The organism is Aquisphaera insulae (genome assembly GCF_011064615.1).
Classification (GTDB): domain Bacteria; phylum Planctomycetota; class Planctomycetia; order Isosphaerales; family Isosphaeraceae; genus Aquisphaera; species Aquisphaera insulae.
This window is the reverse complement of record NZ_JAALJH010000016.1, coordinates 80,416-97,899: the sequence shown is the minus strand read 5'-3', so window position 1 is coordinate 97,899 and position 17,484 is coordinate 80,416. Positions and strand designations below refer to the sequence as shown.

The window sequence follows — 17,484 nt, the reverse complement described above, 5'->3', positions numbered from 1 at the left end:
GTGGTCGGGCGCGAAATGCTCAGCCCGCGAGGATCTTGTCCAGGAGCTTCTTGGTCGCCCGGATCCCGTCCGGCTCGCTCAACCGTTCGCCCTCGTATTCTATGCCCACGAAGCCGGAATAGCCCGCCTTCTCCACGATCTTCATCAGCCGGGGATAGTCGAGCATCGTCTCGTTCCCCTGCTCGTCGAAATCATGGCTCTTGGCCGAGACTCCCTTGGCGTAGGGCATCATCCGCTCGACGGCGTCGTAGACGTCGATCGCATACTTGCCGTCGTCCCCCTTGGGGAAGTTGCCGAAGTCCGGGAGGGTGCCGAAGTTCTTATCGTTCACGGCTTTCATGAGGGCGATCAGGGCATTAGGGTCGCTGGAGGGGCCGCCGTGGTTCTCGCAGATCACCCCGATCTTGTGTTCGATCCCGTAGGCATTGAGCGCCGAGCAGGCATCGGCCACCGCGCCGACGTCCGACGGGCTGTAGTGCCCGCCCGTGTTGATGCGGATCGAGTGGCAGCCGAGCGCTGCCGCGGCATCGATCCACTTCTTGTGGTTCTCGACCGCCTTCGCGCGCTCCGCCTTGTCGGGATCGCTCATGTCGCCCTCGCCGTCGACCATGATGAGGACGCAGGTGACCCCGTGATCGTTCGCCCTGGTCTTGAGGTCCTTCAGGTAGGCCTCGTCGTGGGCCTTGTCCTTGAAGAACTGATTGACGAACTCCACGCCCGCGATCCCGTAGTCCTCGCGGGCGATCCTGGGAAAGTCGAGGTTCTTGATCGTGCCGGCGAAGAGGGCCTTGTGCAGCGACCACTCGGCGAGCGAGATCTTGAAGCCATCTCCCCTGGCGCCGGCGCGGGCGGCACGCGCCAGGGGCATGCCTCTGGCCAGCAGCCCCGCCGCCATGCCCCCCATGAGGAATCCCCGGCGGCTCGTCTGCGAACTGGACATCTTCGAATCTCCGCGGTTTCGTGTCGGGCCGGCCGGTCTGGCCGATGGGTCATGCGAACTCGATCTCTTGCTCAACCAGGATGGACCGCAGCGCCGTGGCCGCGTCGGCGAATCGCTCCGGGCCCGTGAAGCCGAACGACGCCTCGGCCACCACGAGGTGCGGCTCGAGCACGGCGAAGCCCTCGTAGCCGTCCCGGACGGCCCGGCCGAGGAGCTCCGGGATCAGGCCATCCCCGTGTCCCGCCGGGACATTCTTATGCGACTTCGCATCATAGTCCTTCACGTGAAAATGGCGGACCCTGGGCTGGAGGAGGCTCCATGCCTCGCGGACGTCCTGCCCGACCTCCAAGTAATTGGCCGGGTCGAACGCATGGGAGAGCCAGGGGGAGTCCACGACGTCCAGGATCTGGGACACCCGGGACGCGTGATCGCCGTAGATCCCCTTCTCATTCTCGAGGAAGAGCGAGACCCGACGACCCTCGGCGCGGGCGGCCAGCTCCCTCATCCGCGCGAGGACCTCGGCCCGGTGGATCTCCGGCTCGTCGCCCGGCGGGATGTAGAAGCTGAAGACCCGGACTCGGGGCGTGTCGTAGAAGGCGGCGAGGTCGAGCGCCCGCTCGAACCGATCGAGATGCGGCCCGAACGGCTCGGTGATCCGGATCTTGCCGATCGGCGAGCCGATCGCGCTGAGGCCGAACCCGGCGGCCCGAAGCAGGTCGCGGAACTCCTCATGCTGGGCGTCCGAGAGGTCCAGGACGTTGGTCCCGTGGATGGCGCGGAACTCGATGTGACGGATCCCGTGCCGGGCCAGGGTCTCGATCTGGGCCCTCGGATCCTGGGAGATCTCGTCGGCGAAGGCACTGAGGACGATCATCGGGACACATCCGGTGTTGCGCTGTCGGTTGGGGCGGCCCTCGCCATGATACCACCCCGATCGGAAAGCTCCAGGGGCCGGCGCGGGCGGTCCGTCATTCCGCGATGGTTTCCGCTCGGATACGATACGTGGGCGCGGCGTGGGATCCTATCGTGCGGTCGAGTCATCGCGACGACGTGAGGCGGACGACATGGCGACGTTGTGGGCGTTCCTGATCTACTGGCTGGTCGTCTTCGTCGGCTGCTTCGTGGTCATCGAGATCGCGCAGGACCAGCTCTACGACGAGGTCACGCCGCGAGTCGGCCTCAAGGTCACGGCCGGCTCGTTCCTGATCGCCGCGATGCTCGCGATCTTCTACCACCGCCAGGCCTCGGCCTCTTACGACACGATGTTCACGACGAACTTCATGTGGACAGTCCTGCAGGGGATCGTCTGGTTCGCCGTCTTCACGCTGATCTTCCAGTTCCACCCCTGGCACGCCCTCGGGCTCGGCCTGGCGACGATGCTCCTGATCCAGGGGCTGGCGACGATGGGGGTCAACAGCATCCTCAGCCCGGCCCCGGCGATCGTCAATCGCCCGGCCGCCGCGGTCTCAAAGCCGGTCCGCCAGTCGCTCGCGCCGGCACCCGTCGCGCCGCCCCCCAAGGCCGAGGCCGCGCCGAAGGCGAAGTGAGGATCGTGGGATCGCGAGGTCGATCCGATCCTACGGCAGCGATTCCAGCAGCCGGGTGATCCCCGAGGCGAGGCGATCGGCGCACTCGAGCGCCCTGGCATGCAGGCCCATGAAGTCCTTGATGGCGGCCGGGCGATTCCAGATCGCACGAAGGGCCACGCCAACGCGGTAGCTCCCCGATTTCGTGAGCATCCGGGCGACCTCTGGGGGGAGCTCGGTCGAGGCATCGTCGCTGATCACGCGGATCGAATAGAAAGGGATCGATCGAACGTGGGCCAGCCGGGCCACCGCCGCCGTCTCCATGTCCACGACGTCGGCGCCGTGAGCTCGGCCCAGGTCAGCCTTCTCCGCCGTGCTCGTGATCACGCGGTCCACGGTCAGGAGACGGCCGCCGACGCGGCGGATGCCCGGGATCTCGGGGACGTCCGGGTTCGCCTCGTGGAGCCCGCCCGCCGATCCGGCCACCTCGCGTGGCAGGACCAGGTCGTTCCTCGCCAGTGCCGGATCGAGGGCCCCGCCGAAGCCGGCCGAGATCAACCGCCGCGGGCGATGGCCGGCCACCAGGTGCTCCGTGCCTCGCGTCGCGGCCGCCTCCCCGGGGCCGGTCACGACCACCGCCACGACCTTCCCCGCGAGCTCTCCCTCGACGACGGCGTGCCTCCCCGCCGAGTATTTCCGGACCTTGCTCAGGGCATCGAGAAGATAGCCGGCCTCGATCGGCATGGCCATGACGATGCCGACGTCCGCGGGGGCGGGGGCGGGGGCGATTCGCTGCGTACCGGGGGTTTTCATTCAGGTGAGCGACGACCGGGGTTTCCGGTCGCCGATCTCGATCCTCGGCTCGGGCTCAGGAGAACTGCCATTTCACCATCTTGAGAGTATCCCCGAGCCGGCCGTTGACGCCAAGGGCCGCGGTCGTCTCGAAGCCGGAGTGCATCATGCAGTTCTCGCAGCGAGGGTCCTTGCCCGGCCCGTATTCCTCCCAGTTCGTCCGGTTCAGGAGGTCCGGGAAGGTCTCGTGGTGGGTATCCGTGATCAGGTAGCAAGGGCCCTTCCAGCCCTTGATGTTCCGCGTCGGGTTGGCCCAGGCCGTGCACGAGAGCTCGCGCTTGCCCATCAGGAATTCGAGGTAGACGGGCGAGGAGTAGAACTTGTACTTCCGGAACATCGCCTCGGCGGCGAGGAACTTGGCGCGGATGTCGTTGCGGGTCATGAAGATCTCCTTCGAGCCCACGGCCGCGTAGCTGTAGCCCGGGGAGATCAGGAAGCCGTCGACTCCGAGACCGGTGAGATGGCCGAAGAGCTCGTCGAGCTCGGCCATGTCGGTCTCCTGGAACACCGTGGTGTTCGTGCAGACCATGAAGTCGGACTCCTTGGCGGCCTTGATGCCGTCGATCGCGGCGTCGAAGACCCCCTCGCGCTCGACGGCGATGTCGTGGTTCTTCCGCATCCCGTCCAGGTGGACGTTGAAGAAGAAGCGGCGGTGCGGCTTGAAGTCGCCGATCTTCTTGCGGATGAACATCCCGTTGGTGCAGAGGTAGACGACCTTCTTCCGCTCGAGGATCTTGGCCACGAGCTCGCCGATGCCCGGGTAGATCATCGGCTCGCCGCCGCAGATCGAGACCACCGGGGCGCCGCACTCATCCACCGAGGCGAGGCATTCGTCGATCGAGAGCTTCTGCTTGATCGTCGAGGTGTATTCGCGGATCCGCCCGCAGCCGGTGCAGGTCAGGTTGCAGGCGTGGAGCGGCTCCAGCATCAGCACCATAGGGAACTTCTCGGCCCGCGTCACCTTCTTTCGGGCGATGTAGCCCGCGATGCGAGTGGTCATGGCCAGGGGGAATCGCATGCAGACTTACCTCCGGGAAAGCGGGCCGAGGCCCGTCGCGTCCGCCGCGACGTCCCCTTCCGGGGCCCGGCGGCGGTGAGAATGAGAATCCGTCCGGATCGATCAATCGAAGGGGAGCGGCCGGGCCGGCACGCGCGTCGCCAGGGCGGGCGTGGATTGGTTCGCACGCTCCGAAACGGCCACGCGATAGCGACCGATCGCCATCAGCGGGAAGTAGATCCGGTAGAGGTGGTACTTCAGGTAGAAGACCCGCGGGAAGCCCGTACCGGTGTAAGGCACCTCGTCCCAGGAGCCATCCGCCGCCTGGGTCTCGAGCAGGAAACGAATGCCGCGCCGGGCGGGGTCTCCGCCCTCACGCCCCGCGGCGATGAGGCCGAGCACGGCCCACGCCGTCTGCGAGGCCGTCGGCACCCCCTGCCCCTTCCGCGACGGGTCGTCGTAGCTGTCGCAGCCCTCGCCCCACCCGCCGCAATCCTGCTGCACCGACTCCAGCCAGTCGGCCGCGCGGACGACGGCGGGATGATCGGTCGGGAAGTCGATCGCCGCCAGTCCCTGGAGGACCTGCCAGGTCCCGTAGACGTAGTTCACGCCCCACCGCCCATACCAGCAGCCTTCCGGCTCCTGGGTCCGCCAGAGGTATTCGAGCCCCCGCGCGATCGACGGATGCTCGGCCCTGTGGCCGAGATGACCGAGCATCTCGATCACCCGTGCGGTGATGTCCGCGCAGCTCGGGTCGAGCATCGCGTTGTGGTCGGCGAACGGGACCTTGGTCAGGACCTCGTTGTCGATGTCGGCATCGAAGGCCGCCCAGCCTCCGTCGCGGTTCTGCATGGCCAGGAGCCACGTCGCCGCGCGACGGATGGCCGCCTGGATCGGCGGCGAATCGGCCTCGGGCGACCGCAGCAGGGCCATCACCACCATCGCCGAGTCGTCGATGTCGGGGTAGAACTCGTTGCGATACTCGAACGGCCAGCCGCTGGGCTCGATCCCCGGCCGGCGGACCTGCCAGTCCCCCGCCTTCCGGATCTCTCGGTCCAGGAGCCACTCCCCCGCGCGGGCGAGCGCGGCCTCGTCGCCGAGGTCCGCGTCCGACACGGCGATCGTCGCGATCGCGGTATCCCAGACGGGAGACACGCAGGGCTGCCAGCGGGTCCGATCCCCCTCGTCGATCCGAAGGTCGTTGAGGTCCTTCCACGCCTGGACGACCTCCGGCGCGTCGGCCCCATAGCCCAGGCAATCGAGCGCCAGGATCGCGTAGACCATCGGCGGGAAGATCGCGCCCAGGCCGTCGGAGTTCCTGAAATGGTCCAGCATCCAGTCGTGCGCGGCCTTCACGCCTCGCCGTCGCCATCGGCCCGGCAAGACCCGGTCGACCAACTTCAGCAGCCGATCGCCCGCGAGGAAGAAGCTCGACCAGGAGAGGAAGCCCTCGCTCTGATGCGCATGGCCCTTCTTGCCGTCGACGAAAAGCTCATCGATCCCGCGCCCGGGCTCGATCCGTTTCACCGGCTTGAAGTGCGAGATGATCGAGAGTGGGACGACGATGGTCCGCGTCCAGGAAGACATCGCCGCCAGGCTGAACTTCAGACCCGACGGGATCAGCAGGAGCTCCGGCGGCACGGTCGGGCACTCGTCGTAACTGATCTGGCCCAGGAGCGCCAGGTAGAACCGCGTGAAGCTGTTGCAGTGGCGGGCGCCGCCGGCGCGGAGGATGGCCTCACGGGCCCTGACCATCGCCGGCTCTTCGGGCGAGTGGCCCACCAGCTTGAGCGCGAAGTACGCCTTCACCGACGCGCTGACCTCGAGCGGCCCGCCGGGGTAGATCGCCCAGCCCCCTTCCGGGAGCTGGCGATCGAGCATGTATCGGGCGCAGGCCGCACAGACCGGCTCGTGCTCGCGGCCGAAATAGGCGAGGAGCAGGACATACTCCGATTCGAGGATCGTGTCCCCCTCGAGCTCACCGATCCAGTGTCCGTCGCCCTTCTGCTCGGCGAGCAGCCAGTCCCGGGTCCGCTCCGTGGCCATCTCGAGATCGCCGGGGGTGATCGCCTCTCGTCGCGAGGCCACCCGGCGCAGGATTGGATCCGCGGACCTGGGGGATACGCCTCCCTCCGTGTTGGCGATCATGCGATACCGACCCTCTCCCTCGATCCGAGGACTGGATGGCCCGATCAGGTCTTCATCCGTTCAAGTCAATGCGCCGAGAGGCCAGGGCACCGCCCCCCACGCTCGCGGCACATGGTAAGCCCGCTTCCGAGAAGCGATCAAGATCAAACTCCCCCAGGATCTTGCGCTTCTCCACCCAGCCGATCCCCGAGCCGGCCGGATATCTTCCCTAGATTCATCAGACACCCTGGACACCGCCGTCTCGGGCATTTCGGAGCCGCCAACGACGCAGTCAGGAATCGCGCGCACCGCGATCATGCATGGAGAAACGAGCGGCTCGCCTTGCTCATTCCACGTCGAACGAGGCGTCCACCTTGAAGTCGCGGAGGAGGGGCATGGAGCGGATGGTGGCCTCCGCCCGCTTGCGGTCGTCGGCCCGAAGGAGCGTGCCTTGCAGCTCGAGGCGGTCGCCTCGGACGTGGACACGGTCGATGTGGGCAATCTCGCCGAGGTGGCGACGGATCTGGGAGGTCAGGTAGGGTTCCAGGTCCTCGGGGCGTCCCCTGGCCAGCAGAGGATTGGGGTGATCCTCGTCGGGCACCTGGAACTGGAGCTTGTCGATGAGATCGCGGACGCCCGGGGTCTGCTCCACGGCCCGGTAGACGAGCATGGCTTCATACGCCGACGGCACCTTGCCGGCGATGGTGACCACATCGCCGCTCGAGGTCACGCCGACGGGAAGCGTGGCCAGCGATGGCCGGCGAGCGAGCGATTCCGCGACCCGGCGGGTCAGCCCGTGCGTGTCCCGAGCCATCGCCAGCACCGACGCGGCGGGGGCCGGAGCGGCCGCCCTGTCCACAGGGCCAGCCAGTCCCGGATCGGGGGGCGGTGGCACCGGGGCCGCACCCTTGGCCGAGCCGTCCGGGCCGGGATACGGCGTGGGCGGGGGCGGGGGCGCGTCGGAGGCCCTCCCGGCGACGCGTAGCTCACTGATGACGCGCGTCACGCCGGGCGTGTTGCGGGCCTCGGCCTCGATGATCCGCTTGTCTTCCTCGCTCGCGACCAGGCCGCTGAGGAAAACCTGCCCCGCCGCATCAACGGTCAATCGGAGCCGGCCCTTCTCGGGGCCGGGCCGTCGGACCGGCGCCGCGGCGGCGGCCTGTCCCCGTCCAGGTCCGGGCGTGCCCGCGGCCGCCCCGGCCTGCCACGGCGGCAAGCTCAGGAGCGGAGGCTCCATGCCGTAGAAGGGGTCGTCGACGCGGCCGAAGAGCGGCTCGGGATAGACGAAATAGGGCGACGACGTGGCCGTCACCGGCTCTCCGGGCGGCGCCAGGATCCCGTCGCGGATGGCCTGCTCCATCGCCACCCGGTGGGCCTCACCGGTGTCGATGACCAGGTCGTCGCGGATCGGGTAACCGAGCTCGATGACCGTCCGGACCGCGACGTCGTGGATCACGCTCGTGCCCACCTTCCCGCCCAGGACAATCCGCCCGCTATCCCAGCCTACTCGGATCGCATAGGGAGCCGTCGCCGGATTCGCGCGGAGGGCGGACAGCACGATGGCATCGGGTCGATTCTGCCTGGCCTCATCGGCGCCCGCCGGCATGATCGCCCAGGCGTGGAGGCCCACCAGCAAGATCCAATGGGGTGAACGGGGCCGGCTCATGGATGCGTCCTTCGCAAGGAAGTGCGGCCGGAGACGGGCGAGGTTGCCACCCGGAAGTCTACGGTGGGTGACCGCGGCGGACAAGACGCGGTTCGTCCGGAAGTCGGGCACGCATCGCCAACTCATCACGGGCAACTTCCGAGAACCGCGTCGAGGCTGAGGTTGACAAATCCCGGCCAAACCCTAGAGTCTCGGCCGGATCGTCGGGAAACTTGAGGAAATCTCTTCACGGGTTCAAGGATTGGGGAGACACCACGTGATGATCGCCAAGGATTGCGGTCGCAAGAGGTTCGGTTACGTGCTCGGCCTCGCGGTGGCCGGGCTGGCCGTGGGCGGGCCGGAGGCGATGGGCCAGGCGCAACCGCGACGCTCGCTATTCGGCGGGCAGAAGCCGGCCGCGACGGCCCCGAAGGCCGACGACAAGCCCAAGGCGGCGGACGCCCAGATCGACCCCAATAACAAGCTCACGCTGACGGCCGTCCCGGTCAACCCGACCGACCCGATCGCGATCGTCAACGACCAGGTCATCAGCCGGCAGCAGCTCGCCGATGAGTGCGTCGCCCGCGAGGGGAAGAAGGTCCTCGAGACCCTCATCAACCGGTCGATCGTCGATCAGGCCCTCAAGGCCCAGAAGAAGGAAGTCACGGCGGCGGAGATCGACGCCGAGATCACGATCGTCGCCCGCCGGTTCGGCATCAGCCGCGAGGCCTGGCTCCGCACCCTGGACAAGGAGCGGAACATCAGCCCGGCGCAGTACGCCAAGGACATCATCTACCCGACCCTCGCCCTGCGTAAGCTCTGCGAGGGGAAGGTGGAGCCCTCCAAGAAGGACATCCAGGACGCCTTCGAATCGCAGTACGGCGACAAGCTCCGCTGCCGGATGATCATGGTCGACAAGGTCGGCACGGCCCAGGCCATCTGGGAGGAGCTGCGGAAGAACCCGGGCGGGTTCGAGAAGATCGCCCAGGAGCGCTCGATGGACTCCGGCAGCCGGGCGATGGGGGGCCTGCTCGCCGAGCCGATCACCCGGCACGCCTACCCGCAGACTCTCTCCGACGCGGCCTTCCGCCAGCTCGTCGACGGCGATCCCGCGGACAAGGACCCGAACCACAAGCCCAAGAACGGCGACATCACCGGACCGATCCAGATGGCCGAGTCCACCTGGGTCATCTTCCGTCGCGAGGACGTCATCCCGGCCGTCGCCGGGGTCTCCCTCCAGGATGAGCGGATCAAGAAGAACACGTATGACATGATCTACGAGGTCAAGCTCAAGGAGATGATGGGCATCGTCTTCCAGGAGCTGGTCAAGTCGTCCTCGATCGACAACAAGCTCGTCGGCAGCGTCAAGCTGGCCAACGAGGAGCAGCAGGCGGACTTCAACACGGCCGACCGGAACCCGGCCGGCGCCAAGCCCGCCAATGGCGCGGGCGGCGACGCCGCGACCACGGACCCGAACGCCGTCCGGACCTCCTCGGACGCCGACGCGGCCCCCGGCAAGCTGAAGCTGCCGCCGCCGGTCGCCGCCTCGGCGGAGACGGTCCAGCAGATGGAGAAGATCCAGAAGACCCCGCTCCACACGAGCGACGGCAAGGCCGTGGCCCCGCAGCCGGCGGGCACCGACCCGAAGTGAGCCGAGCCCCGGGAGCCGGCGGCCGGTGCCCTGTTCCCGATCGACCCCATCTTCCGTGAAGAAACGACGGGACGCCCCTTCGGACGGAGGGGCGTCCCGAACCGTTATGGCCGGTCACGATCTCGTCGACGACGTGTCGGCGGCGGCGTGGCCCTCACGTCGAGGCGAGTCCGATCTCATGTCCACGACCCTCGATCGGCCCGGCCCCAAGGCCGTCGCACTGTTGCCGGCCCTGGCACTCTCCCTGGTCGTGTCCGGCTGCGGGACCGTCAAGACATCCGGCACCTCCCGGACGGGGACCGAGCAGCTCCTCCTCACCAACGCCTGGGATACCGCCCTGGCCAAGGTCGATTTCCGCCCGCTCACCGGCGTGCCCGTCTTCCTGGACACCACGAACGTCAGCGCGGTGGATCAGGGATGGGTCGTCTCCAGCCTCCGCCAGGCCCTCCTGACGCAGGGGGTCCTGCTCCGGCCGAAGGCCGAGCAGGCCCAGTGGGTCGTCGAGGCCAGGGTGGGGGCGTTCGGCACCGATGCCTACAGCGCGATGGTGGGCATCCCCCAGACCACCATCCCCCAGACCATCACGGGAATCCCGTCCGGGACGATCCCCGAGATGGCCCTGCTCAAGAAGAGCCACCAGGAAGGCGTGGCCAAGCTCGCCCTCTTCGCCTACGACCGGGCCAGCGGGCAGCTCGTCTGGACGTCCGGGACGTCCATGGCGACCTCGAGCGCCACCGACCGGTACGTCGGGGGCGTGGGGCCGATCCAGGGGGGGACCATCCGGGGTGGGACGAAGTTCATCGGCACCAAGATCCCGGTCCCGTATGACGCCCTGGGCACGTCGGCCCCCATCGTGGACAAGGGCAAGGGGACAGGCTCCGGTGCGGATGGGGAGAAGGACAGGGATCCGTCCACCGTCCCCTTCACGGCATCGCCGGTGCGGCCGGCGTCGACGCCCGCGGATCGCGAGCAGTTCGCCCCCGGCGGTTGACCGTGACCGGATTCCAGTCGAGTCGATCGACCCCGATCGATCAGAGGCTGGGCGGGGGCGTGACCGGCAAGGTCGACCGGGTCCGGCCATAGTAGAAGTTCAGGAACATGGCGAACTCCGAATTGAACGGCTGGGGGCTGCTCACGGGGGTGATCAGGGCCGTGGTCAGCGTGGCCGCCCCGTAGAACTGGAAGTTCAGGCCGTAGGTCAGATTGACCACGTCCGGCGCACCGGCGATGTCGAACCGGTTCTTCCAGTCCCGGTGCGTGAACGGCGTGTTCACGTGGACCTCGAACGTGGGGGCCACCGCGGTCAGGAAGCCGCCGGGATCCTGGGAGCGGAACAGGTAATAGCCGACGCCGAAGTCGTTGTACATCAGGGTCACGTCCTGGACACTGGCGGGGAAGTCGAACGCGCTGAAGCCCTGGAAGTACCACTTGTTGTAGTTGTAGATGTAGCCCAGGAACGGCTGGATCGTGACCGTATTGAGGCCGAAGAGCCAGGGGGCGCCGGCGAACCGGCCGGGGCCGGTCGGCGCGGTCACGGCAAGCCCGACGGAGACGAGGCTTCCCGTCCTCGGGTTCTGCTCCAGGATGTACTTGGTGAAGATGGCCAGGTTCCCCATGGCCGTGCTCGTCGGCACGTTCACCCGGGTGGTCCCGCCGGTCCCCTGGGCGAGGTTGCTGTCCCCCGTGACGTTGTTGATCGGGATCCGCAGGCCGATCGAGCCCTTGCCGTCGTTGAACGTCTGCTCCCACCCGAACAGGTAGCGATACGCCTGGATGTGATTGATGGGCACGCGATCATTCGTGTTGATCGTGTCGTTGACGTTGTTGTAGTAGTTGAAGTCGAAGAAGAAGCGATTCTGGGGCCGGGGCGACATGTTCTCGGCGATCTTGAATCCCCGCATCGAGGGATAGAAGAGCGACGCGGCCCGCGGGCCCGGGACCGGCGGGGGCTGCGGGACCGTGGCGCTCGCGCCGAGGCCCTGATAGGAGCGGAATCGGAACGGGCTCTGGTCGCCGATCATGGCGAAGCTCGATGCCCCGCCCTCACTGCCTCCGCCGAAATCGGGCCCCCCGGCCCCCATCGCCGCGTTGAAGGCATCCGCGGCCCCGCCCGCCCCGGCCGCCGGCTGGCCGGCGGTGGAGGCCGCAGGGGGCGCGGACTGCACCGCCTCGCCCGCGGCACCCGGGCCGGGCATGGCCGCTCCGCCGGGCCCGGAACCCGTCCCTGCCCCGTCGCCGTAACCGGTCGCCGGGGAGCCCGGGTAGGCTCCGGGTCCGGCCTGCATCGCGGATGGTGGGACCGGCGTCTGGGGGCTCGCATGGCCGAACAGGCCCTTCTTCCGCACCGGCGGACCGGACTCGAATGGATTCGAGAGCTTCGCCAGAGAGGCGTTGCCTCCCGTAGCCCGGATATGTCCGGAAGCCTGCCGGCTCGGATAGACCGTGGACGGGTAACCCGCCGGCGGAATTGGCATCTGCCCGCTCGCTCCGGGGATCGTCGACCCCTCAACCCGCTCGAGAGTGATGGCTTGCTGCGCCTGCGGAACCGGCTCCACGGCCTGCCCGCAGCTCGTGGTCGGCCAGAGCGAACAACCGATCAGGATCGGGAGCGAATACAAGAGTGGCCGTGCCATCACCATCGACTCCCCTCCCGCCGCCTGGCGAGGACCCTGAACTCCACGGCAACACCGGCAAGGTCCAGGCTGGACTTGCCCGTTCCCCGGCTCCTTAGTCGAAGACGGGTTCGCTCCTCACCGCAGACACGCAAGCACACATTCACCGCTTGCCGGTCGACTCATGCGAGATTTGCCGTGAAATTTATCGGTTCCGACGATTAATCTGCTTAGAGCAATCTTGCTGATTTGGGGAAAGACGACGGCAAAGCGAAACGGAGGTCGGAACGTCCGACATCATGGCCCTATCGAACTCGACGATCCGCGGCCTGATCGAGGTTGAGGAGGCTCAAATCGATGAGCTCAGCAACCTGCTGATCGACTGCGTCGAGGGGGGTGCGTCGGTCAGCTTCATGCGCCCGTTGGCGCGGGATCGTGCCGTCGACTTCTGGCGACGGGTGGCGACGGCCGTCTCGATGAGACAGCGGGTGCTGCTCGTCGCCGAGGACGGTGGCGGGATCTGCGGCACCGTCCAACTGATCCTGGACATGCCGGAGAACCAGCCTCACCGCGCCGAGGTCGCCAAGATGCTCGTCCACCGCCGCGCTCGCCGGCGGGGACTGGGAGCCATGCTCATGCGGGCCGCGGAGCAAGCCGCGCGCGATCACGGCCGGAGTCTCCTGGTGCTGGACGCCGTGAGCGGCGGCGACGGAGCCCGCCTCTACGAGCGCCTCGGCTGGCGACGCGTCGGCGACATCCCCAATTTCGCCCTGATGCCCGACGGTGCCCCGTGCAGCACGACTTATTACTACCGAGACCTGTCGTGACCGCACATCGAGCGGGACGCCTCAGGATCGGTCCCGGGCCCGCCGCGGCGAGCGGAGTCCCGCGGCAGGTGCTTGCCTACCGGTGACGTCGCCACTATACATCCTGAGATCTGCGCATCGACCTCGATGGCTCGCGGCGCCGTTTCGCCCGGAGTTCCGCCATGATCCTCGCCGGTCGTCTCCCTCGAATGCTTCCGCTCCTGACGCTGGGATTGTCTTGCGTGTCCGCCGCGGCAGGGTCCTCGACGTCTCCGGAGCCCTGGGCCGATCCGGGCCTGAAGGTGACGCGGGGGCTGTCGCTCTGGCTCGATGCGGAGAGGCTGAACGCGGCCCGCAAGGCCCATCATCTCGCCGAGATCGCCGACGGCGGCCGCGTCGAGATCTGGCACGACGCATCCGGCCGCGGACGCGATCTGGTCCAGGCTCGAGAGACCGCGCGGCCGCGACTGGTTGCCGGCGCGATCCGTTTCGACGGAGAGCAAACGTACCTGGAGCGCGGGGGGCCGGGGATGGAGATCCGGGACTGCACCCTGTTCGTCGTCGCCGCGCCGCTCTCCAACGCCGGAGGGTTCCGCGGTTTCGTCTCCTTCCACCAGGACGGGCGGGAGGATTTCACGACGGGCCTGAACGCCGACCTCGGCGCCGGGTACACCAATCGATTCGAGGTCTTCAACGTCGAGGGACCGGGCTTCGGCGGGATGGCCAACCTGATGGGGGAGCCCTCGAAGTTCGGCGTCGTCCGCCGCCTGACCGTCTCGACCAGGTCCGGCCCCGGAGGGACCGCGGTGCGCGTCGACGGGATTCCGGCCGGATCGCGAGCCAGGTCGGCGTCCACGTTGCACGCATATCGGCTGCTCGTCGGCGCCCGCCACTATGGAATCCCCCCCGCGGTCCACGGATTCCTCGACGGCGACATCATCCAGGTCCTGCTCTACGACCGGATCCTCGGCGATGACGAACGGAAGGCCGTGGAGGACTACCTCGCCGCCCGCCTCGGCAAGTCGCCGGCGCCAAGGCCCCTGCCCGCTTCCTCCGGCCATCGCCTCGTCCAGGTGGACAATCCCCCGCCAGTCCAGTTCCTCATCCCCGGATTCTCGACGCGGGAGCTGCCGATCCGGATCGCCAACGTGAACAACGTCCGCTATCGCCCCGATGGCAAGCTCGTCGCGCTCGCCTACGACGGCAACATCCACCTCCTCTCCGATGCCGACGGGGACGGCCTCGAGGAGAAGGACGAGCTCTTCTGGCGGAATGACGGCGGCCTCGTCGCGCCCATCGGCATGGCCCTGACGCCCCCCGGATCCCCGGCCGGAGAGGGGGTCTTCGTCGCCTCCAAGGGGAAACTCTCCCTGTTCCTGGACGCCGATCGCGACGGCAAGGCGGAGAAGGAGGTGGTCGTCGCGGGGGGCTGGAAGCCGCTGAACAACAACGTGGATGCGCTCGGCGTGGCCGTGGGCGGAGACGGGTCGATCTACTTCGGGCTCGGCACGACCGACTTCGGCAATGCCTACCTCGTCGATCCCGCCGGCCAGTCCCACTACGACCTCAAGGATGAACATGGGACCATCCAGAAGGTCTCGCCGGACTTCCGCCGGCGCGAGACGGTCGCCACCGGGATCCGCTTCTCCGTCGGCCTGGCGATCAACCGCCTCGGCGACCTCTTCGCGACCGACCAGGAGGGGGCCACCTGGCTGCCCAACGGCAACCCGTTCGACGAGCTGCTTCAAGTCGTCCCGGGCCGACACTACGGATTCCCGCCGAGGCACCCCAGGCACCTCCCGGGCGTCATCGACGAGCCGAGCGTCTTCGACTATGCACCCCAGCACCAGTCGACGTGCGGGATTGTCTTCAATGAATCGGTCAACGGCGGCCCGGTCTTCGGCCCGCCGTCCTGGGCCGGGGACGCCCTGGTCACGGGTTATTCGCGGGGCAAGCTCTACCGAACCTCGCTCGTGAAGACCCGGGCCGGGTACGTGGCCCGAAACCAGACGATGGCGATCCTGAGCATGCTCACCGCCGACGCCTGCGTGTCGCCTCGGGGCGAGCTGGTTGTCGCCGTCCACAGCGGGCTCCCCGACTGGGGAACCGGCCCGCGCGGTCAGGGGAAGCTCTACAAGGCCGCCTGGAGCGATCGCGACGCCCCCCAGCCCGTGGCGGCCTTCGCGGCCGGCCCGCAGGAAGTCCGCATCGCCTTCGACCGGCCGCTCGATCCGGAGCGGCTCCGCGAGCTCACGCGGAAGGCCTCGATCGAGTATGGCTGGGCCGTCGGCCCCGGAGATCGCTTCGAATCGCTGCGTCCCGGTTATGAGGTGGTCGGCCGTCAGATCGCGGCTCCCCGAAATGAGCTGGCCGTCCTTTCCTCCCGGGTCTCGGCCGATCGACGGACGCTCTCCCTCGCCACGCCCCCGTTACGGGAGACGGTGTCCTACGCCGTCCAGCTCCCGGTGCCGGGAGCGGAGAAGGCCCCGGCCGGATCGCTCCGACAATTCGCCGATCTGGACCTCGCTTTCGACCTCTCGGGCGTGCGCGCGACGTGGAAACCGGCCTCGGGCGACGGGGAGTGGTCGGGATGGCTCCCGCATCCGGATCTGGCGGTCGCCCGCGCCTTCACGGTCGGTAGCGCGGATCACGATCGCCTCTGGGAGGCGATGAGACGCGGGGGGAAGCTGACGCTGGAGACGAAGCTCGACCTCTGGCGAATGCTCCGCCCCGCCGTCCAGCCGGGGGGGGATCCCGGCTACAGCCTTCCGGCCGAGGAGGTCACCCTGGCATTCGAGGGGGCCGGCCTCCTCACCGTGAGGTCTCGATCACCGGGCCCCTCGATCGTGGGCGGAGGGCATCGAGTCCGGATCACGGCGTCGCCGGTGGAGAATCAGCCGTTGCCGCTCGAGATCACCCTGGATACCTCCGAGACAACGACCCTGGACGTATCCTGGTGGACGAAGGAAGATCCAACTCCCCGAGCCCTGCCGCTCCGTCGAGTGCTCCTCCCATGGGCCTTGCCGGGAACCTCGAATGCGGAGATGACCCGTCGCGAGTTCCCCGAGCTGAAGGGGGGCGACTGGTCCCGCGGCCGAGCACTCTTCCTCGGCGAGCAGGCGCGGTGCTCGTCCTGCCACGCGGTCCGCGGCCGAGGCGGGCGGATCGGCCCCGACCTCTCGAACCTGGTCCATCGCGATTACGCCTCCGTATGGCGCGATGTCCATTCCCCGAGCGCCGCGATCAATCCCGACTTCGTCGCGCATGTCGTCGCGCTCAACGACGGCCGCATCCTCCAGGGGACGCTACGCACCGACGGGAACAAGCTCGTGGTGGGAAGCACCGACGGGAAAGTCGTGGTCGTGGATCGTTCGGAGGTCGAGACCGTGGCCGCCTCGGCGGCGTCCATCATGCCGGAGGGCCTGGACACGACCCTCGGGCCGGAGAAGCTGCGTGACCTCCTGACATTCCTCCTCACCGACCCGCTGGCGCCGGCCCCGCTCGAACATGAAGGCGCACCGCCGCCGCGGCGTCGGGCGGAGCTGGATGCGGCCCTGAAGGGGAGCACGCCGCTCGAGAATCCCCGTCGACTCCGGATCGTCCTCTCCTCCGGCCCCAAGGATCACGGACCCGGGGAGCATGATTATCCTCTCTGGCGGACGCGATGGGCCGCCCTGTTCGCGACCGATCCTGGCCTCGGCGTCGAGACGGCCGACGGCTGGCCGAGCCCCGCCCAGCTCCAGACCGCGGACGCGGTCGTGATGTACTCGAACAACCCCGGTTGGGACGCCTCGCGGTCGGCGGATCTGGATCGCTTCCTCGCCCGCGGCGGCGGCCTCGCGATGATCCACTACGCGGTCGACGGCCATGCGGCGGTCCCGGAGCTGTCGGCGCGGATTGGGCTCGCCTGGCAAGGCGGCAAGTCGGCCTTTCGCCACGGCCCGCTGGTGCTCGATTTCGAGGGATCGAGGCACCCGATCGCCCGGGGCCTCGGAAAGCTCTCGCTGATCGACGAGAGCTACTGGAATCTGATCGGCGACCAATCGTCGATCGACCTGCTGGCCTCGGGCGTCGAGGACGGCAATCCCCGTCCCCTCATCTGGACCCGCCAGCTCGGGAAAGGCCGCGTCTTCGTGAGCATCCCCGGCCATTTCACCTGGTCGTTCGACGACCCCCTGTTCCGGCTGGTCCTCCTCCGCGGGATCGCCTGGGCGGCCGGCGAGCCCGTCGATCGCTTCAACGAGCTGTCGACGATCGGGGCCAGGATCGCGGACTGAGCGAGCCTATAGGCCTTACCCTTCCCGCCCGCGTCATTCGCCGGCGGTCTC

General features: G+C 68.2%; 12 protein-coding genes. 5 read left to right on the top strand and 7 right to left on the bottom strand.

Translation table 11 applies throughout. From position 1 onward, the window contains the following. Positions 1-19 precede the first annotated feature (19 nt). Together G6O54_RS11695 and G6O54_RS11690 are read right to left on the bottom strand one after the other, a co-directional pair. Complete coding sequence (locus G6O54_RS11695) at positions 20-940, bottom strand: sugar phosphate isomerase/epimerase family protein (protein WP_165225110.1); 921 nt, start codon at positions 938-940, stop codon at positions 20-22. Positions 941-989: 49 nt separating this feature from the next. Beyond that, entirely contained in the window at positions 990-1,814 is an 825-nt protein-coding gene (locus tag G6O54_RS11690; protein ID WP_165225108.1) for a sugar phosphate isomerase/epimerase family protein, read from the bottom strand. Between the two features lie 190 nt (positions 1,815-2,004). On the opposite strand from G6O54_RS11690, the gene G6O54_RS11685 reads away from it, so the two are divergent. After that, positions 2,005-2,487 (top strand): hypothetical protein, encoded by a 483-nt coding sequence (locus G6O54_RS11685; RefSeq protein WP_165225106.1) that lies wholly within the window; start codon positions 2,005-2,007, stop codon positions 2,485-2,487. A gap of 30 nt (positions 2,488-2,517) precedes the next feature. Here the strand turns inward: G6O54_RS11685 and G6O54_RS11680 are convergent, their stop codons facing one another. From G6O54_RS11680 to G6O54_RS11665, 4 genes are all read right to left on the bottom strand, one after another. Further along, the gene (locus G6O54_RS11680; RefSeq protein ID WP_165225104.1) at positions 2,518-3,279 is read right to left on the bottom strand and encodes a phosphorylase family protein; all 762 of its coding nucleotides are present in this window, start codon (positions 3,277-3,279) and stop codon (positions 2,518-2,520) included. A gap of 55 nt (positions 3,280-3,334) precedes the next feature. Next, on the bottom strand, positions 3,335-4,336 hold the full coding sequence (gene hpnH, locus G6O54_RS11675) for an adenosyl-hopene transferase HpnH (RefSeq protein ID WP_165225101.1): 1,002 nt from the start codon (positions 4,334-4,336) through the stop codon (positions 3,335-3,337). Between the two features lie 102 nt (positions 4,337-4,438). Further along, entirely contained in the window at positions 4,439-6,463 is a 2,025-nt protein-coding gene (shc, locus tag G6O54_RS11670; protein WP_165225098.1) for a squalene--hopene cyclase, read from the bottom strand. A gap of 325 nt (positions 6,464-6,788) precedes the next feature. Further along, positions 6,789-8,108, bottom strand: a complete 1,320-nt coding sequence (locus tag G6O54_RS11665) for a BON domain-containing protein (RefSeq protein ID WP_165225095.1) — start codon at positions 8,106-8,108, stop codon at positions 6,789-6,791. Between the two features lie 259 nt (positions 8,109-8,367). Between G6O54_RS11665 and G6O54_RS11660 the strand changes: the two genes are divergently transcribed. Together G6O54_RS11660 and G6O54_RS11655 are read left to right on the top strand one after the other, a co-directional pair. Next, positions 8,368-9,738 carry a peptidylprolyl isomerase gene (locus G6O54_RS11660; RefSeq protein WP_250846840.1) on the top strand — a complete coding sequence of 457 codons (1,371 nt, stop codon included), beginning with the start codon at positions 8,368-8,370 and terminating at the stop codon, positions 9,736-9,738. Positions 9,739-9,916: 178 nt separating this feature from the next. Then, entirely contained in the window at positions 9,917-10,729 is an 813-nt protein-coding gene (locus tag G6O54_RS11655) for a DUF6655 family protein (RefSeq protein ID WP_250846839.1), read from the top strand. A 40-nt stretch (positions 10,730-10,769) separates the two neighbouring features. Here the strand turns inward: G6O54_RS11655 and G6O54_RS11650 are convergent, their stop codons facing one another. After that, complete coding sequence (locus G6O54_RS11650) at positions 10,770-12,371, bottom strand: transporter family protein (RefSeq protein ID WP_165225091.1); 1,602 nt, start codon at positions 12,369-12,371, stop codon at positions 10,770-10,772. A 278-nt stretch (positions 12,372-12,649) separates the two neighbouring features. On the opposite strand from G6O54_RS11650, the gene G6O54_RS11645 reads away from it, so the two are divergent. Together G6O54_RS11645 and G6O54_RS11640 are read left to right on the top strand one after the other, a co-directional pair. Next, entirely contained in the window at positions 12,650-13,177 is a 528-nt protein-coding gene (locus tag G6O54_RS11645; protein ID WP_165225088.1) for a GNAT family N-acetyltransferase, read from the top strand. Between the two features lie 221 nt (positions 13,178-13,398). Beyond that, a complete protein-coding gene (locus G6O54_RS11640; protein ID WP_165225086.1) occupies positions 13,399-17,433 on the top strand; it encodes a ThuA domain-containing protein in 4,035 nt (1,344 codons plus the stop codon). The last annotated feature ends 51 nt before the right edge of the window (positions 17,434-17,484 follow it).